Origin of the sequence: Staphylococcus sp. HMSC069D12 (assembly GCF_001810405.1) — a bacterium.
GTDB classification, from domain to species: Bacteria; Bacillota; Bacilli; order Staphylococcales; family Staphylococcaceae; genus Staphylococcus; species Staphylococcus haemolyticus.
The window spans coordinates 396770-422010 of record NZ_KV801108.1 but is presented as its reverse complement, the minus strand read 5'-3'; the positions used below and the strand labels follow the sequence as shown (position 1 = coordinate 422010).

The 25241-nt window shown below is 32.4% G+C and carries 25 protein-coding genes; 8 read left to right on the top strand and 17 right to left on the bottom strand.

Annotated elements, in window-relative coordinates; all coding sequences use genetic code 11:
- Window positions 1-244: 244 nt before the first annotated feature.
- A complete protein-coding gene (gene rnhC / locus HMPREF2737_RS07810) occupies window positions 245-1177 on the top strand; it encodes a ribonuclease HIII (RefSeq protein ID WP_037549432.1) in 933 nt (310 codons plus the stop codon).
- 51 nt (window positions 1178-1228) lie between these two features.
- On the opposite strand, the gene pheT is transcribed toward rnhC, so the two are convergent.
- From pheT to HMPREF2737_RS07785, 5 genes are all read right to left on the bottom strand, one after another.
- On the bottom strand, window positions 1229-3631 hold the full coding sequence (gene pheT, locus HMPREF2737_RS07805) for a phenylalanine--tRNA ligase subunit beta (protein ID WP_037549429.1): 2403 nt from the start codon (window positions 3629-3631) through the stop codon (window positions 1229-1231).
- The gene (pheS, locus tag HMPREF2737_RS07800; protein WP_037536224.1) at window positions 3631-4689 is read right to left on the bottom strand and encodes a phenylalanine--tRNA ligase subunit alpha; all 1059 of its coding nucleotides are present in this window, start codon (window positions 4687-4689) and stop codon (window positions 3631-3633) included. Before pheS ends, pheT begins: the two co-directional genes overlap by 1 nt.
- A gap of 362 nt (window positions 4690-5051) precedes the next feature.
- Window positions 5052-5792, bottom strand: a complete 741-nt coding sequence (locus tag HMPREF2737_RS07795) for a TrmH family RNA methyltransferase (RefSeq protein ID WP_037549427.1) — start codon at window positions 5790-5792, stop codon at window positions 5052-5054.
- A 201-nt stretch (window positions 5793-5993) separates the two neighbouring features.
- The gene (gene rpmF / locus HMPREF2737_RS07790) at window positions 5994-6167 is read right to left on the bottom strand and encodes a 50S ribosomal protein L32 (protein WP_002435373.1); all 174 of its coding nucleotides are present in this window, start codon (window positions 6165-6167) and stop codon (window positions 5994-5996) included.
- Window positions 6168-6249: 82 nt separating this feature from the next.
- Complete coding sequence (locus tag HMPREF2737_RS07785) at window positions 6250-6804, bottom strand: YceD family protein (RefSeq protein ID WP_037549425.1); 555 nt, start codon at window positions 6802-6804, stop codon at window positions 6250-6252.
- A gap of 126 nt (window positions 6805-6930) precedes the next feature.
- On the opposite strand from HMPREF2737_RS07785, the gene HMPREF2737_RS07780 reads away from it, so the two are divergent.
- Window positions 6931-8073 carry a nucleotidyltransferase gene (locus HMPREF2737_RS07780; RefSeq protein ID WP_037549422.1) on the top strand — a complete coding sequence of 381 codons (1143 nt, stop codon included), beginning with the start codon at window positions 6931-6933 and terminating at the stop codon, window positions 8071-8073.
- A 125-nt stretch (window positions 8074-8198) separates the two neighbouring features.
- Here HMPREF2737_RS07780 and coaD read toward each other — a convergent pair whose 3' ends face one another.
- Together coaD and rsmD are read right to left on the bottom strand one after the other, a co-directional pair.
- Window positions 8199-8684 (bottom strand): pantetheine-phosphate adenylyltransferase, encoded by a 486-nt coding sequence (gene coaD / locus HMPREF2737_RS07775; protein ID WP_011276104.1) that lies wholly within the window; start codon window positions 8682-8684, stop codon window positions 8199-8201.
- Window positions 8677-9228, bottom strand: a complete 552-nt coding sequence (rsmD, locus tag HMPREF2737_RS07770; RefSeq protein WP_037549420.1) for a 16S rRNA (guanine(966)-N(2))-methyltransferase RsmD — start codon at window positions 9226-9228, stop codon at window positions 8677-8679. The genes coaD and rsmD overlap by 8 nt, the downstream gene beginning before the upstream one ends.
- A gap of 69 nt (window positions 9229-9297) precedes the next feature.
- Between rsmD and HMPREF2737_RS07765 the strand changes: the two genes are divergently transcribed.
- Complete coding sequence (locus HMPREF2737_RS07765) at window positions 9298-9687, top strand: DUF7147 family protein (RefSeq protein WP_037536215.1); 390 nt, start codon at window positions 9298-9300, stop codon at window positions 9685-9687.
- Between the two features lie 2 nt (window positions 9688-9689).
- Here HMPREF2737_RS07765 and HMPREF2737_RS07760 read toward each other — a convergent pair whose 3' ends face one another.
- Window positions 9690-9941 (bottom strand): DUF2129 domain-containing protein, encoded by a 252-nt coding sequence (locus tag HMPREF2737_RS07760; RefSeq protein ID WP_037549417.1) that lies wholly within the window; start codon window positions 9939-9941, stop codon window positions 9690-9692.
- Between the two features lie 167 nt (window positions 9942-10108).
- On the opposite strand from HMPREF2737_RS07760, the gene HMPREF2737_RS07755 reads away from it, so the two are divergent.
- The gene (locus HMPREF2737_RS07755) at window positions 10109-11038 is read left to right on the top strand and encodes a glycerophosphodiester phosphodiesterase family protein (protein ID WP_037549414.1); all 930 of its coding nucleotides are present in this window, start codon (window positions 10109-10111) and stop codon (window positions 11036-11038) included.
- A gap of 60 nt (window positions 11039-11098) precedes the next feature.
- On the opposite strand, the gene HMPREF2737_RS07750 is transcribed toward HMPREF2737_RS07755, so the two are convergent.
- The 4 genes from HMPREF2737_RS07750 to cyoE all read right to left on the bottom strand — a co-directional run bounded on the left by HMPREF2737_RS07750 (window position 11099) and on the right by cyoE (window position 14219).
- Complete coding sequence (locus HMPREF2737_RS07750) at window positions 11099-11536, bottom strand: YlbF/YmcA family competence regulator (protein WP_037536210.1); 438 nt, start codon at window positions 11534-11536, stop codon at window positions 11099-11101.
- A 26-nt stretch (window positions 11537-11562) separates the two neighbouring features.
- Entirely contained in the window at window positions 11563-12621 is a 1059-nt protein-coding gene (locus tag HMPREF2737_RS07745; protein ID WP_037549411.1) for a CAP-associated domain-containing protein, read from the bottom strand.
- Between the two features lie 195 nt (window positions 12622-12816).
- Window positions 12817-13278: a DUF420 domain-containing protein gene (locus HMPREF2737_RS07740; protein ID WP_011276111.1), complete on the bottom strand. Its 462-nt coding sequence runs from the start codon at window positions 13276-13278 to the stop codon at window positions 12817-12819.
- Window positions 13279-13307: 29 nt separating this feature from the next.
- Window positions 13308-14219 carry a heme o synthase gene (cyoE, locus tag HMPREF2737_RS07735; protein ID WP_037549408.1) on the bottom strand — a complete coding sequence of 304 codons (912 nt, stop codon included), beginning with the start codon at window positions 14217-14219 and terminating at the stop codon, window positions 13308-13310.
- A gap of 247 nt (window positions 14220-14466) precedes the next feature.
- On the opposite strand from cyoE, the gene HMPREF2737_RS07730 reads away from it, so the two are divergent.
- A complete protein-coding gene (locus tag HMPREF2737_RS07730) occupies window positions 14467-15381 on the top strand; it encodes a COX15/CtaA family protein (RefSeq protein ID WP_037549405.1) in 915 nt (304 codons plus the stop codon).
- A 166-nt stretch (window positions 15382-15547) separates the two neighbouring features.
- Here the strand turns inward: HMPREF2737_RS07730 and HMPREF2737_RS07725 are convergent, their stop codons facing one another.
- From HMPREF2737_RS07725 to HMPREF2737_RS07715, 3 genes are all read right to left on the bottom strand, one after another.
- Complete coding sequence (locus HMPREF2737_RS07725; protein ID WP_037549402.1) at window positions 15548-18997, bottom strand: pyruvate carboxylase; 3450 nt, start codon at window positions 18995-18997, stop codon at window positions 15548-15550.
- 342 nt (window positions 18998-19339) lie between these two features.
- Window positions 19340-20566 carry a cell division peptidoglycan polymerase FtsW gene (gene ftsW, locus HMPREF2737_RS07720; protein WP_037549399.1) on the bottom strand — a complete coding sequence of 409 codons (1227 nt, stop codon included), beginning with the start codon at window positions 20564-20566 and terminating at the stop codon, window positions 19340-19342.
- 324 nt (window positions 20567-20890) lie between these two features.
- Complete coding sequence (locus HMPREF2737_RS07715; protein ID WP_037549396.1) at window positions 20891-21169, bottom strand: Fpa/YlaN family protein; 279 nt, start codon at window positions 21167-21169, stop codon at window positions 20891-20893.
- A 140-nt stretch (window positions 21170-21309) separates the two neighbouring features.
- Here HMPREF2737_RS07715 and HMPREF2737_RS07710 point away from each other — a divergent pair, with 140 nt between their 5' ends.
- On the top strand, window positions 21310-21795 hold the full coding sequence (locus HMPREF2737_RS07710; protein ID WP_037549393.1) for a hypothetical protein: 486 nt from the start codon (window positions 21310-21312) through the stop codon (window positions 21793-21795).
- Between the two features lies 1 nt (window position 21796).
- Complete coding sequence (locus tag HMPREF2737_RS07705; protein WP_011276118.1) at window positions 21797-21988, top strand: YlaI family protein; 192 nt, start codon at window positions 21797-21799, stop codon at window positions 21986-21988.
- A 119-nt stretch (window positions 21989-22107) separates the two neighbouring features.
- Here HMPREF2737_RS07705 and typA read toward each other — a convergent pair whose 3' ends face one another.
- Window positions 22108-23952: a translational GTPase TypA gene (gene typA / locus HMPREF2737_RS07700; RefSeq protein ID WP_037549390.1), complete on the bottom strand. Its 1845-nt coding sequence runs from the start codon at window positions 23950-23952 to the stop codon at window positions 22108-22110.
- A gap of 97 nt (window positions 23953-24049) precedes the next feature.
- Here typA and HMPREF2737_RS07695 point away from each other — a divergent pair, with 97 nt between their 5' ends.
- A complete protein-coding gene (locus HMPREF2737_RS07695) occupies window positions 24050-24241 on the top strand; it encodes a DUF5325 family protein (RefSeq protein ID WP_011276120.1) in 192 nt (63 codons plus the stop codon).
- A gap of 71 nt (window positions 24242-24312) precedes the next feature.
- Here HMPREF2737_RS07695 and HMPREF2737_RS07690 read toward each other — a convergent pair whose 3' ends face one another.
- Window positions 24313-25128 (bottom strand): inositol monophosphatase family protein, encoded by an 816-nt coding sequence (locus HMPREF2737_RS07690; protein ID WP_037549388.1) that lies wholly within the window; start codon window positions 25126-25128, stop codon window positions 24313-24315.
- Between the last annotated feature and the right edge of the window lie 113 nt (window positions 25129-25241).

Genomic DNA, 25241 nt, shown 5'->3' with positions numbered 1-25241 from the left:
ATGGTTACATGTAAATAACCACCTCATCTTGTACTTCAATTTAGTATGCACTTTACGCAATTTATGTAGTAGAATATCACAACTTATTATACATTAGGATATGTTGTTTGGTAAGTAGCTAACGCGTAATCATTTTAATTAATTAATGTAAATTTGAACTATATAACTATTCTGATGAACATCCTCAATATGTTATGCTTAACTATGTTTTATTATATTTTGAAAAGTGAGGATTAACTAGCCTATGGCAAACGTCGTTCATAAATTATCAGAATCTGAAATCCAACATCTCTTACAACAAATTACATTTGAAACATCTCAATTACCTCCAGGAATGAAAGCGAGAACTAAATACAAACAATCTGTGATAAATATTTATAATTCAGGCAAAGTTATGTTTCAAGGAAAAAATGCGGAAGCTGTTGCCCAACAATTACTTCCAGATCATAACACTACTTCCAAGAATTCATCATCTTCTAACCAATCTTCAGGTGAAACATTAGCTTATAATCATTATAATTGTATAGGAAGTGATGAAGCAGGAAGTGGTGACTACTTCGGCCCTCTAACTGTTTGTGCTGCTTATGTTTCTAGGGAGAATGTTAAAATTTTAAAAACACTTGGTGTGGATGATTCAAAAAAATTAAATGATCAAAAAATAATCGAACTTGCTGAACAATTGATTACATTTATTCCTCATTCACTTTTAACGCTCGATAATCCAAAATATAACGATAGACAGGCTATTGGTTGGTCCCAAGTTAAAATGAAAGCTGTACTACATAATGAAGCTATCAAAAATGTCACCCAAAAAATTAATTGCAATGAGTTAAATTATATCGTTATTGATCAATTTGCAGTACGTGGTGTTTATCAACGCTATGCTTTAAGTTCACTACCTTACCCAGAAAAAACTAAATTTGAAACGAAAGGTGAATCTAAATCATTAGCAATCGCAGCTGCTAGTATTATTTCAAGATACGCCTTTGTTAAACATATGGATCATATATCACATAAAATGAAACAAGATATCCCTAAAGGTGCTAGCAATAAAGTAGATTTGATAGCTGCTCAAATTATTGATAAACATGGAATAGAAACGTTAGATATGATCTCAAAAAAACATTTTAAAAATCGAGAAAAAGCCCAAAATTTAGTGACTAAAAAATATAAATAAATTTATAAAGAGACGAATTCCATTAATACAGAATTCGTCTCTTTTACTTCATTATCTAATTGTAGCACCTTGAGCTTGTAATGCTTCCAGAATCTTATCATGAATTTTAGATACGCGTTCATCAGTTAAAGTGTCTTCTGTGTCTAAATAATTTAATCGGATTGCTACTGATTTTTTGCCTTTTTCTAAATGTTCACCTTCATAAACATCAAATACTAATGTACTTTGTAAGATGTCTTCACCATTATTATGAATAATTTGTTTCAATTCAGAAGAAGGTACATCATGATTAACTTCTAATGCAATATCTCTTGTCACACCAGGGAATTTAGGAATCTGTTCATAATTAATATATCCAACCGCTACTTGCATCATTGCATCATAATTTAATTCAAACACATACGTGCGTTTTAAATCATTATCTGCTGCAACTTGTGGGTGTAATTCACCAATGAAACCAATGTCTTGTCCTTCTAAAGATACAATCGCTGTACGTCCTGGATGTAAACCTTCAATTTTTCCAGCTTTATAACTAAATTCTAAATTTAATTTTTCCGCAACTCGGTCTACAACACCTTTAGCGATAAAGAAGTCAATTTCTTCCTTTTTACCTTGCCAAGCATTAACAACATATTCTCCAGTTAAAATACCACTTAAATATTCAACTTCATCTGGAAGTTCGCCTTCACCATTGCCAAAGAATACACGACCAACTTCATATAATCTAACATCTTTATTTTTACGAGCTACATTATATGCAGTTGCTTCAATTAAATGTGGTAATAAGCTCTGACGTAAAGTAGCATGTGCTTCACTCATAGGCATTAATAAACTGATTGTTGAACGTTCTTGAAGTGCGAAGTCCTTAGCATGATCTTTAGAAACTAATGAATATGTGATTGCTTGGTTCAATCCAGCACCTTCAAGCGTTTCCTTAACGGTACGTGTTTTATGTTGACGATCCGTTAATTCTCCACTTGTTACTTCGCCAAATACTGGTAATGATGAAGGGATTTCATCGTAACCATAAATACGTGCGACTTCTTCAATTAAGTCTTCTTTAATAGTAATATCTTTACGACGTGAAGGCACATTGACCGTTAATGTTTCGCCTTTTAATGTTGTTTCGAAACCTAATTGTTTAAAGATAGCTTGAATTTCGTCATTAGACAAATTAAAACCAATTGTTTTATTTACCTTTTCAGCTGTAATATCGATTGGTGTCACAAATGATCTTAAATCTCCTGAAGACACTCTATCTTGTAGTACTTCACCAGAAGCTAACTCTTGTAATAAGTAACATGCTCTGTCAACCGCTTCGTCAACAAATTCTGTTGCGATACCTTTTTCAAAACGACTAGAGGCTTCACTACGTAAGTTTAAACGACGTGAAGTGTGACGAATTGATACTGGGTCGAATATTGCACCTTCTATTACTACGTTAGTAGTTTGTTCAGTTACTTCTGAAAAGTCGCCACCCATTACGCCAGCTAATGCAATAGGTTCTTTACCATTAGAAATAACGATATCAGTATCTACTAGCTTGCGCTCATTATTGTCTAATGTAGTCATTGTCTCTTCATCTTTCGCTTGTCGTACAACAATGTCTTTAGAGCCGATATGATCTTGATCAAACATGTGTAACGGTTGACCATATTCTAATAAAACATAGTTTGAAATATCTACAACATTATTAATTGGTCGTATACCTGCTTTTATTAAACGTGCTTGCATCCAAATTGGAGATGGTTCTATACTTACGTTTTTAACAACACGCGCACTATAATAAGGGACTTTTTCAGGATTATTGATTGTTACTGATAATTCATTTGTTGCAGATTCTGAAATTTCATTACTTTTAGTAGTTGGTTTCGTCATTTCAGTTTGATACAACGCAGCTACTTCATAAGCTGTACCTACCATACTTAATGCATCGGCACGGTTAGGTGTTAAATCAAATTCCATCACTTGATCATTTAAATATAGTGCTGTTAATGCATCCGTTCCTGGCTCAACTTCTGTCGGAAAGACAAAAATACCATTTTCATATGCTTTAGGTACCACATTACTTGAAATACCAATTTCTTGTAATGAACAAATCATACCTTCTGAACGCTCACCACGTAATTTAGCACGTTTAATTTTAATGCCTCCTGGTAAGCGACCACCAACTTTCGCAACAATGACGTGTTGACCAGCATCTACATTGGGTGCACCGCAAACGATTTGAACAGGTTCTTCCTCACCAATGTCTACTTGGCAAATATTTAATTTATCTGCATCAGGATGCTTTTCTTTTGATTGAATATAGCCGACCACTAGATTTTTAACATCTTTTGTATGATCTATCATGTCATCTACTTCAATACCTGTACGGGTAATACGTTCTGCTAAATCTTCAACCTTAACCCCTGCATCTACGTAATCTTTTAACCATTCATTAGAAATCAACATTATGCTTCACCTCTATCTTCAACAGCTTTAAATTGTTCAAGGAATCGAACATCATTTGTATAGAAATGACGAATATCTTCAATACCATATTTCAACATCGCGATACGGTCAGGACCCATACCAAATGCGAAACCAGAATACTCATTTGAATCGAATCCAGCCATTTCAAGTACATTCGGGTGTACCATACCCGCACCTAAAATTTCAATCCATCCTGTATGTTTACATACGTTACAGCCTTTACCTTTACATTTGAAACATGATACGTCCACTTCTACAGAAGGTTCAGTGAACGGGAAGTAACTAGGACGTAATCGAATTTCACGGTCTGCACCGAATAATTTTTTCGCCACTAATTCTAATGTTCCTTTTAAATCACTCATTTTAATGTTTTTATCAACAACTAGTCCTTCAATTTGTGTGAACTGGTGACTATGTGTCGCATCATCTGAATCACGGCGATAAACTTTACCAGGACAAATAATTTTAACTGGTCCTTGTCCATTGCGTTTTTCCATTGTGCGTGCTTGTACTGGAGATGTGTGTGTACGCATTAAGATTTCATCAGTAATATAAAAACTATCTTGCATATCACGTGCCGGATGGGATTTAGGTAAATTTAAAGCTTCAAAATTATAATAATCTTGTTCTACTTCATAGCCATCAACAATTTCGTAACCTAGACCTAAGAATAAATCTTCAATTTCTTCAACTGTTCGTGTTAAAGGATGTTTAGAACCTATACTAATTTGTCGACTTGGCAATGTTACATCGATTGTTTCTTCTGCTAATTGTTGATTTAATTTTTCGTTTTTTAACAATTCTTGCTTCTCATCTAATTCTTTTTGAATTGTTTGACGTAGTTCATTTACTTTTTGACCATATGCTGGCTTTTCTTCATTAGGTAAATCTTTCATATTTTTCATTAATCCACTTACTGAGCCTTTTTTACCTAAGTATTTAACTTTAACATCTTGTAATTCGCGTTCATTTTGAGCTTCATTAATATCAACAAGTGCTTGTTGTTTTAATTCTGCCATTGAATCGTTTTGAGTCATTGACTTACACCTCTCACATTATATTCACTATTTATTGTTAACATTTTTTATAAAAAAAGACTCCCATCCCAAAACTGGGACGAAAGTCTTTCCGTGGTACCACCCAAATTTATGCATATGCATACACTTGTAATCGTTGGTAACGAAGACGTACTCCGACCTAAATTTCTTTAAGTAACCAAAAAGATGAAAGAAACTAATACATGTTGGAGTAAATTGCAGTCACGTTTACTCTCCCTGTACAACACTTTATATCAGTTAAGGTCTTTTTATCGGTTATATTTTTAATTTTTATAACTTAAGTTATTAATTTACATTGATTATTGTGTACATCTAAGTATAGCCGATTTTATTTCTCAGGGTCAACCTTTCAAATGATAAAGTAAAATACTTCCAGCAATAGCTACATTTAAGCTTTCCGCCTTGCCGTAAATTGGTATTGTTAAATTTTGTGATGTTTCATTTAATAATGCTTTGTTCACACCTTCACCTTCATTACCTAGTAATAAGGCAAATATATCTTGAGATGCTACCTCCTTATATGGTTGCGCATTCTCAAGCGCAGTACCATAAACTGGTCCATTAAAATCAGCGATAAATGTTTTCAAATCTGCGGTAATAACCGGAATATGAAATACACTACCTTGACTTGCTCGTAAAACCTTGTCTTGATATGGATCGGCTGTACCTTTTTCCATTACAATCAAATCTATTCCCGCTGCATCAGAAGTACGAATTAATGTGCCTAGATTACCCGGATCTTGAATGCGATCGATTAATAATACTTGTTTTGCTTGCGTAACATCATATTTAGGCTTTTCAATTACAGCAAAAAAACCTTGAGGTGTTATCGTACCTGATAATGATTCTGCAACTTTCATATTAATTTCAAATGTCTCTTCAGCATAATCCTTAAGCGCTTCATCTGTTCTATTTGGTTCAATTACAAATAGTTGCTTAATGACAATGTCGCTTTGGTAAGCTTCTTCGATTAAATGAATACCTTCAATCAATGCTTGTCCAGTTTTATCACGATCTCGCTTTTTCTTTAATTTATTTGCATTTTTTATCTTACTGTTTTGTGCTGACGTAATTTGTTCCATATAGTTCTCCATTTTATAGTAGCTATTATTGATGGTGTTTACTAATTTATATTAACATAACTAAATCGATCATAATGGAAACTTAAACATTATATGTATAACCATTTTTATCGCCGATTATTATAAAATTTGATTATTGATAAAAAAAGAAGCATCGAACAAAATTAAATTGTCCATGCTTCACTAAAATCATTAAGTCGATTATTTAGAAACGACTTCTTCACCGTTGTAAGAACCACAGTTTTTACATACGCGGTGAGATAATTTGTATTCTCCACAACTTGGGCATTCAGTCATACCAGGTACTGAAATTTTGAAGTGAGTACGACGTTTGTTTTTTCTAGTTTTAGACGTTCTTCTTTTTGGTACTGCCATGATATATCCTCCTTAATATTAAACACATATCTTAAGTGTTAGGTCATTAAATCATTATACAATAATTTAAAACAACCTGCTATTACTCTTTATCGTATAATTGTTGTAATTTTTGAAGCCTAGGGTCAACTTGTTGCGTTTGGGAATCATCATTGTCTTTTTCTTTTTCAAGTTCGATCATTTGATCTTCGTCAATAACTTCCCAACCATTACCTTCTGTAAGCATCTGATCGCTATTCTCAGAGAAAGCTCTCATCGGTTTCTCAATGATTACCAATTCTTCAGCAATGTCTCGAATATTAATCATACCATCAGTAGCTAGATGATAGTGTTCATCCTCTTCTACTTCTTCATCGGTATAACTATCATAACCTTCCAAATCAAATATTTCAGATGTTCTTACATCTAAAGGAACTTCTACAGGTACAAGCGTACGTGCACAAGGCATTGTATATGTTCCAGTTAAATGAATATCTGCAATAACTTCATTGGCTTTAACGGTTAATTCACCTTCAACATTGATTTCTGATAAATCAATCAAGCCTAAAGGTTCTATTAAATGCTCAAAATTTGCCGTTTGATTGAATTCAAATGGCTTACCTTGATATTTTCTTAATTGCGTTATTGACCATTTCATACGGCTTCACCTCTAACAAACACAAAATTTATTTTAACTTTACAAGTATAAGTTGTCAAGATTTTTTCTTAACATACTTTCATCTGTTACAATACTAATAATGAATATCGAAAGGATGAATTGCAAATGAAAAGTGTTGGACTAATCACAGAATATAATCCATTTCATAATGGCCACTTATATCACGCTCAACAATCTAAGTTACAGTCCGACGCGGAGATAAGTATTGCAATTATGAGTGGCAATTTCGTCATGCGTGGCGAGCCAGCAATTTATAATAAATTCTTGAGAACAAAGATGGCTTTGTCAGGCGTTGATTTAGTTGTTGAACTTCCAGCGATTGCTAGTCTGTCATCGAGTGATTATTTTGCAACTTTTGCAATTAAAGTAGCTCACTATTTAGATATTGATACTATTGCATTTGGCAGTGAAATCAATGACATTTCACGTCTTGAAAACGTAGCATCTAATATTAACTCGCTTGAACAATCGTCATATTTTCAAGACTTAATTAAACAAGGGAACAGTTACGCCAAAATTGTACATGACCTAATTGATGATCAACAAGTGTTACGCTCTCCTAACAATATATTAGGTGTAGCATACATAAAAGCCATTAGCAATATAGCTCCAACTATACAAAGAATCGCTATTCAACGTCAATCTACCGCACATCACGATCAAGAGATTAAACATGACAGTTTCGCAAGTGGCTCAGCTATTAGACACGCTTTATTAAATAAAGAAAACACCTGGAAAGATGTCGTACCAACAGATATAAAGCATTTATATGAAACGCCACACCTTTTGAAGAAGCAAACGTTTAATTTTATTAAATATAATATTTTAAGTCGTTCCTCTGAAGAATTATCACACATTTATACCATGTCTGAGGGCTTTGAACATCGTCTCAAATCAAACATTCAAAATGCGCAAGATTTCGACACGTTTATGTCTTTAATTAAAACTAAACGTTTCACACACACACATATACAGCGTGTTCTGATGCAAATATTACTAAACATTAACAAAAGTGATTTTGATGATGAAATTCGGGGAGTGCGAATTCTAGGCATGAATCAAAGAGGGCAACAGTATTTAAAGTACTTAAAAAAACAATTCCCTAATCGCTTTTTTGTTACAAATATTAACAAGGAAACTGCCTCTTTATTTAAAAATGAAATTAAAACAACTCATATTTATAATTTAATATCTGGTCAAAGGGCTAATGATTTTAATACACCTGTAATAATTAATAAAAAGAACTAGGACTGAGAAATGCTTAATTTAAAGCTCTTTCTCAGTCCTAGTCGGCTAATGCGGAATAAATGTAGACCTATACAAATTAAATCTGCCTCGTACAGTTTTGAGTGGAATTATTTTAACCTCATCTATTACTTTTTAAATTTTTCTTTTAATGCTTTCTCAACATTTGGAGGTACAAAATCTGATATATCAGCTTTATATTGCGCCACTTCTTTTACGACGCTCGAACTAATAAAAGAATAGTTTGTACTAGTCATCATATACATCGTTTCTACATTACTATTTAGTTTTTTATTCATTGATGTTAGTCTCAATTCATACTCAAAATCACTGACTGCTCTCAAGCCTCTAATGATTGTTTGAGCACCAATTTTGTCACAAAAATCTACTAACAAACCGTTATAATTATGTACTTCAACATTTGATAAATGTTTTACAGATTCTTCAATTAATGCCATTCGCTCGTCAATATTAAACGTCCCAGTTTTATTACTATTCTTTAACACACAAATATGTAATTCATCAAAGCGCCCTGCACTTCTCTCGATAATATCGATGTGTCCATATGTAATAGGATCAAAACTACCAGGAATGACCGCCTTCGTTTTAGCCATTTTGTTCTCCTTTTTCTAGTAACAAAGTATCAGTAAGACCATAGTGATATTGTTTAATCACTTTAAATCCATTTGTGTTGATTTGCTCATGATTGCTAAACTCACAAATGATGATACCATTTTCTTTCAATAAATTAAACTCTGCAATTTGCTCTAAAACTTTATCAATCAAACCTTTATTATATGGAGGGTCAAGAAAAATATAGTCAAATTGAATCTCTCTCTTATTTAAAGCTTTCAATGCACGATCAGCATTATTTTTATAAACTTCAGATTGATCACGTAGGTCTAATTGATTTAAATTAGCTTGTATCACTTTAACAGCTTTAAAATTTTGATCTACAAATATGACTTTTTCCATACCACGAGATAATGCTTCAATACCTAATGCGCCACTTCCAGCGAATAAGTCTAAACCTAAACCATGTACTTCTTGTAAGCTATTAAATATACCTTCTTTCACTTTATCCATAGTTGGACGTGTATTACGACCTTCTAAACTTTCTAAGGCTTTACTTTTATGTTTTCCAGCAATAACTCTCATCTTGACTTACACTTCCATTTCTCTAGGTTATTTATTATAATTTGTTGTAAAAAGGAGAAGGATTATATTATGAAACAGTCATTTATCGTATTGGGAGAAGGATTAACAGACCTATTTGAATTTAATACCTTAATAGAATACAACCATCTCCGGATAAATAAAATTGTATACTTTCATACACCACAATCTTCAAAACAACTTTCATCAGTTGCAATGATTATGAATCCAACTTCAGGTAATCATTTCCAAGCTATGTACATCATGCTTGATGCGCTTAAATATCCATATCCTGACAGTAATAAAAAATTTGAACTCATTAATAATCAAGCAAATCAATATAATGTACCTATATTCGGTATAGATGTACAACCACCAGAAGCGTTCCACACGTTAGACCAATACTTTAAGTATTTGATAAGTGTATTACGACTACAAAATTGGATTCCACCCATGCAATAAAATTATAGAATTTCATGTTTTTCTTTTTCATAAGTTTTTTTCAAATATTTATAAGGTGATCCGTCTATATCCACAACGTATTTTAGTTTCATTAATTTATGGACAATTGCATTTGCGTCATTTTCATTAACATACAATACAACATATTTACGTTGCTTATTCGTATAAATAATATGTCCATACTTTCTAATTTGACGCTCATGCTTAATATGTTTTAAATAAACGATTAAACTCACTCTTGGAATTAATTCCATACTATACACACTCCATTTATTATGCATAATAACTATACCACGACTATTTATATTATAAAATCCTTTAATCCCATGAACTGTATCCCTGTGCATCAAATAGCTATTTACTTTTTCGTTGGTGTGAAGTTTGGTACGCTTAATTCAATAATAACAAGGAGGCAATATAAATGACGATCAAAAAACGATGGGTTCTTAATTTGAGCTTAGCGAGCGTTAGTTTTTTGGGTAGCTTATTTTTTATAAATAAAGGTAATAAGGTATATAAAACTAAAGAAATCCCTAAATTCTTTAATGGTAAGGCACCATACATTTTTGCACATAGAGGCGGCATGGCAGTCAGACCTGAGCAAACACAATTGGCATTCGATAATGCCGTCGCTTACAACTTAGATGGTTTTGAAACTGATGTTCGACTTACTAAAGATGAAAAACTAATTGTCTTTCACGATGCTACTGTAGATCGTACTACAAATGGTTCGGGCAAGGTTAGTGATCATAGAATTTCAGAATTAAAGCGTTTAGATGCTGGTTATCACTTTAAAGATATTAATGGCCAAGTTCCATATCGTGGTCATGATGAAGCAAAAATATTAACTTTTGATGAGCTTTTAAAAATGTATCCTAATATGTATATTAATGTTGATTTAAAAGATGCACCAGATAGTTATGAAGGAACAGTTGCGCCAACAAAAATGTATGAAGATATTATTAATAATCAGGCACAAAATCGCGTACTTGTAACTAGCTTTTACAAAGAACAAAATGATCGCTTTAGAGAAATAAGTAAGGGACAAGTTGCTATTGGAGCAAGTCAAAAAGAAGTTGCAGAAGGATTTATCAAATTTAATTTAGGATTAGGAAATAAGTATCAACCCGTTGCTGATACATTTCAAATGCCTACCCAATTTAAAGGTATTCCATTGACTTCTAAACGTTTTATTCAATGGTTAAACTTATTAAATATAGTGCCTGGATTTTACGGAATTAATAGCACTGACCTAATGTCCGATTTATATCATAAAGGTGTTCATACATTAGTAACAGATCGCCCAGATTTAGGTAAACAATTCAAATTAAGTCTCAACATTGTGAAATAAACGCGCTATAAAGTAAAAGGAGAAAGAAATCAAATGCAATATGATTTCTTTCTCCTTATTTTATGACAAACTACAATTACAAGTACCACCTGTCGCACATCCATCATGACCTGTTTTAAAGAATGGATTTCCCGCTTCAATTTTGACATTTTCCGAAACTGAAAATGCTATTTTACTTACTACTTCATCAATTAAATTTTGTAGAGCTACCTCTTTAGATTTGTAATCCATGACGACTGGTAACATTTCATAAGCTCTTTTACGTCTTCTTGTTTCTAACATAACCTTTTGATAATCAGGATGATATTTCCCAAAACGCATAACTTCATCATAAGCAACTTTAGATTTCAAAAAAGCCTGATACATAAGATGTGCTTCATCATCATTGTTTAGCATCTCTTGTGCTGCGCGAAAATCATGATAAAGTTCAGATTGAACAATCATATCCGATAGTCCTTCTATATCATCAAGAATTGACATTGTTTCTTCTGTATACAATGTATGGTTCCCCTTCCATTAATAGATTATTTTTCTAGAAAAATAAGTGAATAATAATCTTTCATAACTTCTCCACCCATTTCCTCATATTTAGTATTCAACATTCTAGAACGGTGCATATCAGAATTCATCCAACTGTGAATTAGTGTCGGTACATCATCAAAATCATATCCGACATTTTGGCTTGTAGAAATGAATGAAATGTTTTCGTTGCTTAATTGGCTTTTCAAAGCATCCTCAGTAAATTCAACATCATTAGAACCTGTTGCCTCATATAAGTTTACTGATGCAATGTGAGCTATATCTGAATTGACTCTTAGTGGTTTAATATTTTTTAACTTTCTCATCTCATTCGTTATTTCATATAGCGTCATTAATTGATTAGGATTTTGTTCATAAGGAAGATTATCTTTCTTAGCTTTATCAAAATCTTCTTCATTATAGTCGTCATCAGATTCATTAGCTAAAGGATATGGCTTAAGAAATGCTAATGCCTCTTTATCAAGAAAGCGAATCCCCATAATTTGATTCGATTGCTGATCCACATAAACCTGTGCATAAACATTTCCATATTTAATTAATGTTTGTGTTTTTATATCTTCATCAGATAATTCGAAATTATAACTTTGACCATTCACTTTAATTGAAGGATCTGGGTTAATACTTGTATTTTCAAAAATATGTGATGCACTCTCATTAATTTTTAAAGGGGCAACATTAGCTTTACTTCCCGTTACATAAACTGATTTTATTTTATTCTCTTTAGTTGAAACAATGTAATATTGTTCATCTTTTTTAAATACGTAATTCATATAGTGCCCTTTAAATGGATATGTACGACTTGCTTGACCGAATTTATCAGTTAAATCATCTATATCTTTACTAATCCAAGTACCTACACCCTCTTTTGGTGATGGATTTTCACTGGTGTTATGTGTCTTAGGCGCTTGTTCTGAATGATTAGTTGAAACAGTTTTATTTGGATTTTCTAATACATCAAATTTAAGTCTAGGTGAGTAAAATAAATATATAAGAAATAATATTAAAAATATTACACCTAAAACTTTAATTATTAATTTTGCCATCTTTCACCCACCTGTTTTGAATTATATCTATTGTACAAAATAACTATTTTACTAATCAAGACATCCTACTTAGCAAGACTACTTTTACCAAGTCATCCTTTTACAAATAAATTGATATTGATGTTACAAAAAAGACTAAGACAATGATGTCTTAGTCTAAATCAATTTGTATTTAAGTTGTTACACTAAATTCGATTATAATCCTAATGTTGCTTTAATTAGTGAAGTCGTTTCTCCACCTGGGTAAAATACATATAAAAGTAAGTAAACTGCTACACCAGTGATAGCTGTAAAGAACCATATAACTGATGCAATTGGACCTGCTTTTCTATGCCATTTAAATTTATCTTTATATGCTGTAATAATTTGAATTAGCCCTAGAACGCCACCAATTGTAGCTAAATTAATGTGGAAAATCAAGAAAATTTTATAATACGTTCTAACTGAGTCTGGTCCCCCGAAATCTGTATTACCTATAAATATAGTTCTTGATGCATAGATAATAAAGAAAGTTAATGCAAAGATTGCTGCCCATAACATTGTTTTCTTGTGCTTATCTATATCTCTATGCCAGATTTGCCACCATCCAATGGCAACAAAGATAGCACTAATCACAATACAACTTGTACTAATCGTCGGTAGAATTGGTAAATTCATATATTTCATCCTTATTTAATTTGTGTATTTTAAATCATTTTTATCAATGAGATAACAACAACTAAAACGAAAAATACTACTAAATAATTTAGGGAGTAAATAAACATTTTTGTTGCCCATTTAGTTTGATCTGTCTCTTTCTTAAAAGAAGTTAAACCAACATAAAGCCAACCTAAATTAAGCAATGTCGCTAATACTACAAATGTTGTCCCTAGACTTGATAAAAGAAATGGTAGTGGAAGTAAAAAGACTAACCATATAAACATACTTATTCTAGTACGTTTAAATCCTTTAACAGATGGTAACATAGGTATATTTGCTAATGAATATTCATCACTTCGTTTAATTGCTAGAGCATAGAAATGAATTGGTTGCCAACAAAAAACAACTAAAAATAATGCAATTGCAATAAGACTTATATTTCCATCAATAGCAACCCAACCAATTAATGGTGGTACTGCACCCGGAAAACTCCCTATTACTGTGTTCCAAGTTGTATGTCTTTTAGACCAAATTGAATAATAAGACACATAACCCACAATGCCGATGAGTCCTAGTACACCTGATGGTACATTTAATAAGAATAAACAAGCTTCTCCTACTAACATCATACCAAAACTTAAAATTAATAAATTTTTATCTGAAATTCTATCATTAACTGTCGGTCTATTTTGCTTACTTGGCATTATTCTGTCAATATCTTGATCATAATAATTATTTAATGCACAAGCGCCACCCATAATTAATGTTGATCCAATCAACATTAATAGAATTTGAGGTATTGACGATAGGAAGGAATGATTGCTCATCACAACAGCTAACCAAGCACCTGCAAATGCAGGAATTAAGTTACCTTGAACTAGACCCATCTTAATAATTTGTTGTAACTCTTTAAACGATACACGGTTCGATGGTTGTGTCAAAGTTTGCTCTTTGCTCATGATCCCCCTCCTTAAAATTTTCATATAATACTATGATATAGCAATTACTAAAAATTGACTAGTTTATATCAAATTTAATTGTGACACTTTAACGACATTCTACTTAACTAATTTTTTGTTAGTTCCTATTGTTGTATAATTATTTTAATAATAAAATTGTAATAAAAATAGACATTAATTAAGAGCATTCAGTACTAATTTATCTACACTGTCAAAATACTCTTGATTAATGATGGGGTGTATAACATTGTTTAACAAACGAAACCTTAAGTGGTTATCTGTATTAGCAACTATCATAATGGCATTTGTACAACTTGGTGGTGCATTAGTTACTAAGACTGGCTCGGAAGATGGATGTGGATCTTCTTGGCCTTTATGTCACGGTGCATTACTTCCTCAAAATTTACCTATCGATACAATTATCGAATTAAGTCATCGTGCCGTCTCTGGTTTATCATTAATCGTTGTACTGTGGTTAGCTATTACAGCATGGAAACATATTGGCTATATTAGAGAGGTAAAGCCATTAGCAATAATTAGTATTGCATTTTTACTAGTTCAAGCATTGATTGGTGCAGCAGCTGTCATTTGGCAACAAAATTCATACGTATTAGCACTGCACTTTGGCATATCTTTAATCAGTTTCTCTTCAGTGTTTGTTTTAATGCTTATCATTTTTGAAGTCGATAAAAAATATGAAGCTGATGAACTATATATCAGAAAGCCATTAAGAAGATTAACATGGATGATGACAGGTATTGTGTATTTAACAATATATACTGGTGCTTTAGTTAGACATGCAAAAGCAAGTTTAGCATATGGTGGTTGGCCTTTACCTTTCCATGACATCATTCCACATACAGAGCAAGATTGGGTACAATTTGCGCATCGTGGTATGGCATTTATAACGTTCTTCTGGATAATGATAACGTTTATTCATGCAGTTAAAAATTACTCTGAGAATAGAACAATTCGATATGGGTATACGACTGCATTTATTCTTATCATCTTACAAGTAATTACTGGTGCACTATCTGTAATGACTAACGTAAATTTATTCATTGCACTTTTACACGCTTTATTTATCACAATATTATTCGGTATGATAGCTTACTTTATTATGTTAATGCTACGTACCATTAGAAGTGAAAAAATTAAATAACCTATTAATATAAAAGGAGATGTGAATGGTTCATTCACATCTCCTTTTTATTTTAAAATTTTATTAACGATGACGTTTATAAATATTTATTACTCTATTGACTCAATCTATTCAAACTTCAATATGATATTTATTAATTAGCTCATTTTTAAAATATATTTTGATTTTAATCTGCTTTTTCAATTTCAATAAGTAAATCACCTGTTGCAATCGCATCGCCGTTTACAACCGTTACTTGTTTTATAGTTCCATTGAATGGTGCTTGAATCGTTGTCTCCATCTTCATCGCTTCTGTAATTAATAAAGGTTGGTTTACTTTTACTTCTTCACCAACTGTAACTTTAACTTCAGTTACCGAACCAGGCATTTGAGCACCAATATGATTAGGATTTGATTTGTCAGCTTTAGGTTTCAAGTTCGTATTTGTTTTAATATTTTCATCTTTTATAGAAATACGACGTGCTTGACCATTCATAACATAATAAATTGTTCGATAACCATTTTCATCCGGCTCACTAATTGTTTCAAGTTTAATAATTAATCGTTTACCAGTATCAATCTCTATTTCGACTGTTTCACCATTACGCATACCGAAGAAGAACGTTGGCGTATCTAATAATGATAAGTCACCATATTGTTGTTTTGTTTGCATAAACTGATCAAATACTTTTGGATATAATACATAACTGATTACATCTTGTTCAGTCACTTCACCATAATCTTTTGCTTCAAGTTCTTGTCTAATTTCATCAAAATTCACAGGATCTAAATACTCACCTGGACGTTCTGTTAGTGGTTGTTGACCTTTGAGGATGACATCTTGCAATTCCTTATTAAAGCCATTGACTGGCTGACCTATATCACCTTTAAAATAAGATACAACCGATTCAGGGAAGTCTAACTTATGGCCTTCTTTGATGACTGATTGCTCATCCAAGTCATTTTGCACCATATAAAGGGCCATATCACCTACAACTTTAGATGATGGTGTTACTTTTACGATATCGCCAAATAAGAAATTAACACGACGATACATATCTTTGACCTCGTGGAAACGTTCACCTAAACCTAAACTTTTTGCTTGTTGTCCTAAATTTGAATATTGTCCACCAGGCATTTCATGTTCATAAATTTCGGTATTAGGAGACTTAATGTCACTTTCAAAGTCACTGTAGTATGGACGCACAGTACTCCAATAGTGACTGAGTTCTTCTAATCCTTCAATATCTGCTCTTAGATTTCGATTAAAACCATTTAATCCATAATACAACGAATTGGCGCTAGGTTGACTTGTTAAACCACTCATTGATGCAACAGCTGTATCAATGATATCTACACCTGCATCTATCGCTTCTTTATAGATAAGTAGACCATTTCCACTTGTATCGTGTGTGTGTAAATGTATCGGTAAATTTATCGCAGATTTTAATTCTCCTATAAGTTCATATGCTGCTTTAGGTTTTAACAATCCTGCCATGTCTTTAATTGCTAAGATATGGAACCCTTCACGTTCAAGTTCTTTTGCTAATTTCACATAGTATTCAAGTGTAAATACATTTGAACGTTCAGGATTTAATATATCACCAGTATAACAGATTGCACCTTCGGAAATCTTACCTGCATTTTGAACCGCTTCATTTGCAACTTTCATTTGATCTACCCAGTTAAGTGAGTCGAAAATTCTAAAGACATCTACGCCTGCATTCGCACTTTCTTTTACGAATTTTTCAATCACATTATCAGCATAATTTTTATAGCCAACTGCATTTGAAGCACGTAATAACATTTGGAATAAAATATTGGGAATTGCTTTACGTAATCTTTCTAGTCGTTCCCATGGATTTTCTTTTAAAAAGTTGTAAGCGACATCAAATGTTGCGCCCCCCCACATTTCTAAAGAGAAACTATCTTTAAACACTTCAGCAGTTTTAGAAGCAATATTCATCATATCCTTAGTACGAACGCGAGTTGCTAAGAGTGATTGGTGTGCATCACGAAAAGTAGTATCAGTGACCAATACGTCGTTTTGCTCTCGTACCCAATTAGCTACTGCTTTAGGTCCTTTACTATCTAGCAGCTGTTTCGTTCCGTTCAACGTATTAATTTTACTATGTGGCACTTGTGGTATAGCTGTCGATTCATAATCAGGTTTGAGTCTTTTTTCTACATTAGGGAAACCGTTAAGCGTTACATTACCGATATATTCTAACGTTTTAGTACCACGATCTAGAGTCGGTGCAATATTAAATAATTCGGGTGTTTCTTCTATAAATTTAGTCGTATAATCCCCACTGCGGAATTGATCATTGCGCATCACGTTAATTAGAAACGGAATGTTAGTTTTCACACCACGTATACGCATTTCACGAAGAGAGCGTTCCATCTTTTCTTCAGCTTGTTTAAATGTAACCGCATGTGTTGATAACTTAACCAATAGTGAATCATAATAAGGAGAGATTTCTGCACCTTGGAAACCGTCACCAGCATCTAAACGTACCCCAAAACCACCACTAGATCGATAAGCGATAATAGTACCTGAATCTGGCATAAAGTCATTAGATGGATCTTCTGTTGTTATACGACATTGAATTGCGTAACCTAATGTTTGAATTTCTTCTTGTTGTGGCATAGAAATGCGTTCATCAAATAAGTTAGCACCATCAGCAACTAAAATTTGAGTTTTAACAATATCTATACCAGTAATCATTTCAGTTATTGTATGTTCTACTTGAACTCGAGGATTAACTTCAATAAAGAAGAACTCATCCCCTGATACTAAGAATTCTACCGTCCCTGCGTTAACATATTTGATATTATTCATTAATTGTAATGCTGCATCACAAATTCGTTCTCGTAATTCTTTTGATAAGCCAACTGAAGGAGCTACTTCCACTACCTTTTGATGACGACGTTGCACCGAACAATCACGTTCATATAAGTGAACAATATTACCATATTCATCCCCAATAATTTGTACTTCAATATGTTTGGGATTATCTATGTATCTTTCAATATATACTTCACTATTACCAAATGACTTTTCGGCTTCAGATTTAGCTCGATGGAATGCGTCTTCTAATTCTCCTTCTTCATGTACGATACGCATCCCTTTACCGCCACCACCACTCGTAGCTTTAATCATTAAAGGAAAGCCAGCTTCTTGAGCAAATGCTTTTGCTGCTTCAAAGTTTTCAATCGGTCCATCTGTACCGGGAATAACAGGCAAATTAGCATTTATTGCAGTTGTTCTAGCTTTGACTTTATCTCCAAACATATCTAAATGTTCTATATGCGGACCAATAAATTTAATTCCTTCTTCATCACAACGTTGTGCAAATTGTTTATTTTCACTTAAAAAACCATAACCAGGATGAATGGCATCTACACCAGCTCGTTTAGCCACATCTATAATACGTTCAATGTTTAGATAACTTTCGGCTGGTCCCAAATCCTTTCCTACTAAATAAGATTCGTCTGCTTTATATCTATGCAAAGCGTTTTTATCTTCATTTGAGTATATTGCCACTGTTTTAATATTTAATTCTGTTGCTGCCCTAAAAATTCTAATTGCAATTTCGCCACGATTAGCTACTAATAATTTTTTTATATTTTTCAAAAAAGGCACTCCCCTTTTAAAGTTTGAATATTCTAACTAATTAGATAATAAAATTTTATACTAACTCTAAAAATAAAGCTATATTTATTTATTAAATAGTTGTTGTAAAATTTGTAAAGTAAATATAATGAAAATGATTTCCGTATTAATAAACTATTAAAAAATAAATATTTCTATGGTAATCACTAAAAATTATCATTAGTTATAACTTCATATTATCATTTTAAATAATAATACTCCACTTACAATGACGTTGTATATTATATTTTCATAAAAATGTAAAAAACCTTTACATGAAATCAAGCTTATTTCACATAAAGGTTATCATCCTTATTTAAGAGATTATCTAGTTATACCTAGTTTTTGTTTTCTAGCTTTTTGTGATCGTTTTTCATCAATTTTTATTTGTTTTGCGACTAACAATAGCAGACCCATTGCGATGCTTAAACTCAACATAGATGAACCACCAAAACTTATAAATGGTAGAGGTACACCAGTTAATGGAATCGTTGCTGAAATACCACCTAAATTGACAAAAGTCTGACTTCCAATATAACTAGCAACGCCTACACAAATTAATTTATAGAAATATGATGGTGTTTTAGTAGCTAATACGAAAGCACGATAAACTATGAAGAATAATAAGCAAATGACGAATAATCCACCTACTAAACCAAGTTCTTCACAAATGACTGCAAATATAAAGTCAGTATGTGCTTCTGGTAAATAACCAAGTTTCATAATTCCATTGCCTAAACCACGACCAAATAATCCACCATTTCCAATTGCCATCAATGAGTTAGTTAAATGATAACCTGTACCGGCTTCTGAACTAAATGGGTTCATTAATGTACTAAAACGCGCTTTCAAATAATGTGGCATCATTCCACTTACAATAAAGAGCAATGCAATCGCGATGAAACTTCCAGCAATAAGCAAAACCGGTCCTCTTACTAATTTTTGAACACCGATACCTGCAAAAATAAACATTGAAACAATAATAATCATGATTAACAACGTTTGCCCAATATCACCTTGCAACAATACTAAAAATAAGCATACGCCTATTAAAAAAAGTGGTGCAGCAATTACTTTAATTTTCTCTCTTACTTGCGGTAATTTTCTACTTATTACATATGAAATATATAATATGAATGCAATTTTCAATAATTCCGATGCTTGCAAGTTCATAAACCCAAGATTTATCCAACTTTTAGATCCGTTAATATTTTTACCTATAATAAGTGTTAAAAATAGTAATACGAAGATTATAATCATAATCCATTTTTGAATATTGGGTTGTTGTAATATTTTAATATTCAACATAAAAGTGATAAAAAATACGACAATAAAACTCATAATAACGTAAATGAGTTGTCTATTATAAAAATACGTGCCAGATACTTCAAGTCCACCTGTTAACGTCCCTTTAGTTGCAGCAACCATACTTGCACTATAAACCATGATTAAACCGAAAAGACATAAAACAACGTATGTAATTAATAATGGATAATCGATGAACTTAGCAGTTCTACCTATGTATCTAAATATATTTTTTAAATTACTCATAAAAATGATCATCCAATTCTAGAATTTTAAAATTATAATGGTAAATAAAATGACGTTTTAAACCAAATTTACTGTCTAAACTATTATATACTTTGTGCTCGTTGTTTAACAAATATAAACTAAATTTAAATCTAATTATTACTTTCAATATTTTTATATTTAATATGATAATAATGCTTAAAATATAAAATGACTGAAAATATTATAAACATAATATTTCAGTCACTATGGTGAGATAATTTGTATGTAATTAATATTACAAATAACTCAAATTTATAAACGAAAAGTAAATGAATAAACTTTACTTATATATTTAATCGATAGTTATTTTACATTTGTAAACACTTCATGAAGTTTAGATAATTCTTTTTCTAAACGAAGCATTAAATTTTTGCCGTCTTCTTTATCAACTAAGCCAAGCTTAACTGCAAAATCAACTTCTTTTTGTAAACCAAACATTTGTGTGTCGAGAACTTCTTCATATAACGGGCATGAAGGTAAAGTTAAATTATCCATTTGAACTTTAATTAAATGTAAGATTCTATCAGCATCTTGATTTAATTGCTCATAAGCCACGTTACTCATCTTCGATTGCTTCGGCATCACATACTCCCCCTATCATTAAATATCTTCATATCAAAAGTTTATCTTACTACTTTTTAAAAAGCAAGTTTATTCAGTGAATACAAAAATTTAATTGTGATAAAATAATGACTAGAACGAAATTAGGGAGTGGGCAAAAAATGATTCAAATCAAAGGCTTAGTCAAGTTCCCTATCACTTTAGATAGTACAACTTGGATATTCGATGATAGAAAAGTAAAAATTGAAGACATTGAAAGTGGTGTGTTTGAGGGAACGAAACCAATTAGATTCGAAGATAATCGCGAATGGAATAGAGCGATTCTTGAAGGTCAAACGAATCCACCTACTTTAAACTCAGAGATAAAATATCGTAAGCGTTCTGTATTAGAAGATTCATTTGCAATCAATATGACACCTTTCTTTAAAATTGCAGAACCAAAAGACGATGCTACTGCGATAAAATTATTTAATGATGAGTCCTCAATTGAAGTTCCAATAGAATTATTACCTTACCTATTTTTCCAATTTGCGAAAGATGGAAAGCGTATGTATGATGATAATGCAGTAGACAGCTTTGTTTTCAATCCAGATGAAAAAGGATACTCACATGAATTTAAGTATGTTACGCATATAGAGGTGATCTAATTTGCGTGAAGTTCAGTGTATCATTTGTGATACAAAGGTTTTAATTGATGAAAATACGGTTGAAGCCAAACGACTTCGAAATAATCCTATAAGAACTTTTATGTGCGATGATTGTAAAAGTCGTTTAGATAGACCAAAACAACGTCTTAACAAACACCAACCGTTTAACTTCATTAAGAGTGAAGAGTTGTAATTATTTTAGTAAATTTAATTAGGTTTTACTCAAAAAAGCCAGTAAATGAAATGACAAAATTTCATTTACTGGCTTTCAAATTTGATGTTTCAAACTATATTTTACGTTATAAACTTTAATTACTCATCTTGCATCATTTGTTTAACACGTTTAGCTTCTTTTTCACGTAATGATTTATTTAAGATTTTCTTTCTTAAACGAATACTTTGAGGAGTAACCTCTACTAGTTCATCATCATTAATATATTCTAAAGCTTCTTCAAGAGTAAGAATTCTTGGTCGGTTCATAGTTTGTGTTTGATCTTTAGTTGCTGAACGTACGTTTGTTTGATGTTTCGCTTTAGTAATATTAACAGTTAAATCATTTTCACGATTATGTTCACCAACAATCATACCTTCGTAAACTTCAGTACCTGGCTCCATGAAGTTAACACCACGATCTTCTAAATTGATAATAGCGTATGCAGTTGCTTGACCTTGGTCCATTGAGATAAGCGCACCATTACGTCTACCTCCAATTTGTGCTTTAACACGAGGTCTGAACTCTTCGAATGTATGGTTGATTATACCATATCCACGAGTCATAGACATAAATTCAGTTGTGTATCCAATCATACCACGTGCAGGTACCATAAAGATTAAACGCGTTAATCCGTTATCAGTAGTCGACATGTCTAACATTTCACCTTTACGTGCACCTAATGATTCAATTACTGAACCTGCATTTTCAGAAGGCACTTCACATTGAACACGTTCGAAAGGTTCACTTAGAACACCGTCAATTTCACGTAAAATAACTTGTGGCTTAGAGACTTGAAGTTCAAAACCTTCACGTCTCATATTCTCAATTAAGATAGATAAATGTAACTCACCACGACCTGCAACTACCCATGTATCAGGAGAATCAGTTGGCGTAACTTTTAATGAAACGTCTGTTTCAAGTTGTTGATCTAGACGTTCTTGGATTTGACGTGCAGTGACATAATCACCCTCACGTCCTGCAAATGGTGAATTATTTACTTTGAATGTCATTTCAAGAGTTGGTTCATCAATACGTAATACAGGGAGAGCTTCTTGGTGATCTGTAGGTGTAACTGTTTCACCTACGTTAATATCTTCCATTCCTGAAACCGCAATTAAATCACCAGCTTTTGCTTCTTCGATCTCTTCACGTTTCAATCCAAAATAACCGAAAATCTTAGTCACACGGAAATTCTTAACTGTACCGTCTAATTTAATAAGGGACACGTTATCACCGACACGCATTTTACCTCTAAATACGCGTCCTACACCAATACGTCCTACATAATCATTATAGTCTAATAATGCTACTTGGAATTGTAATGGTTCATCATGATTATCTAATGGCGCTGGAACATAATCTATGATTGTTTCATATAATGATTGCATGTTTTCATCTTGTTTCTCTGAATCAAGACTAGCAGTACCATTGACAGCTGATGCATATACTACTGGGAAGTCTAATTGTTCATCATTCGCTTCTAATTCGATAAATAAATCTAAAACTTCATCTACTACCCCTTCAGGTCTAGCTGATGGTTTGTCAATTTTATTTACTACTACAACGGGTTTTAAATCTTGTTCTAATGCTTTTTTTAGTACGAAACGTGTTTGAGGCATTGTTCCCTCGTATGCATCTACTACAAGTACAACACCGTCAACCATTTTCATAATACGTTCAACTTCGCCACCAAAGTCAGCATGCCCAGGTGTATCTAAGATGTTAATTCTTGTACCTTTATAGTCAATCGCAGTATTTTTAGCAAGAATTGTAATACCACGTTCTCTTTCTAAGTCATTAGAGTCCATTGCTCTTTCGTCAACATGTTCGTTCTCTCTGAAAATTCCAGATTGTTTTAGTAATTCATCTACTAAAGTCGTTTTACCATGGTCAACGTGCGCAATGATTGCAATATTACGTACATCTTCTCTTCTATTAGTCATTTTATTATTCCTTTCTCGAGTAAACTCCCACTTTTAATTACAACTTTTTTATTATATCATATTATTAGTAAAAGATAACAAAAAGGTGGGGTATGGGATGGAAAAACCTAAGTCTAAAGGTATATTTTGGGTTTTATCTATTATAGCAGTAATATTTTTAGTGCTTTTTAGTTTCAGCGTTGGAGCTGGTAGTATTCCAATGATGATTTTAACATTTATACTTTTCATTGCAACTTTTGGCGCTGGATTCACGCTTAAAAAGAAATATCGTGAAAATAACTGGCTTTAATATAGAAAAATGTCTCGGTAGTAAAATTTGGAAGAAATTCACCTTTCAAAGTTGACTGACCGAGACATTTTTTATTTTCTAAAACGTTGATGTAACTCTGTTAATACTTCATTATGAGGATTTAAATAATTTTCTAGAATCTCATTATGCGTTGCTTTATTTCCAACTAAAATAGAATTAACACTTTCAATAGTGAGCGGTTCACCCATTAAATTACTTCCAATTCCACCAACTTCATTTAAAATAATCAAACCACCTGCAAAATCCCATGGTTGCAATCTTGGCGTGATATATGCAGCCAATTGTCCTTTAGCTACACTTATAATTTCTAATGCCGCACTTCCAAAAGCTCTACAACTTCTTGCTTGGTTTACAATTCCTGAAAAAATGGGTCCCATTTTTGGCTTAGTAACCCAGTTTGGATTAATTCCTATTAAACTTTGGTTAAGTTGCGTGTTATCAATGGTTTTTAATTCATGATTGTTTTCAAAAGCACCTTCGCCAACTTTAGCATGGTATAGTACATCCTTCATTACATCATAAACTAAACCTGCATATGGCTTGCCATCTCGATAAATACCAATGGAAATCGCAAATCCCTCTTGTTGATGAACAAAATTTAAAGTTCCATCAATTGGATCAACAACCCATACCACACCATTGACGTCTTCCATATGATGTCCATGTCCTTCCTCACCAATGACGCGATGATTAGGATAGCTTCTTAGAATTGCATCGTATATATAGTTTTCAGTTGCTTTATCAACATTTGTTACTAAGTCGTTTGGGTTCGATTTCGTTTCAATACTTAAATCTTCTTTCATCATTTTTCTAACTTTGTTGCCCGCTTCTAGTATTAAACCTTGTGCAAATTCATATAGTGACATATCATCATCTCCTGTTGTCTTCTATTATACAGAATTTCTGGCAATATAATCTATACATCATTGTATACCTTATAATTGTGAGTTTAAACGCTTGAAACCTTAATTCTGCTTTT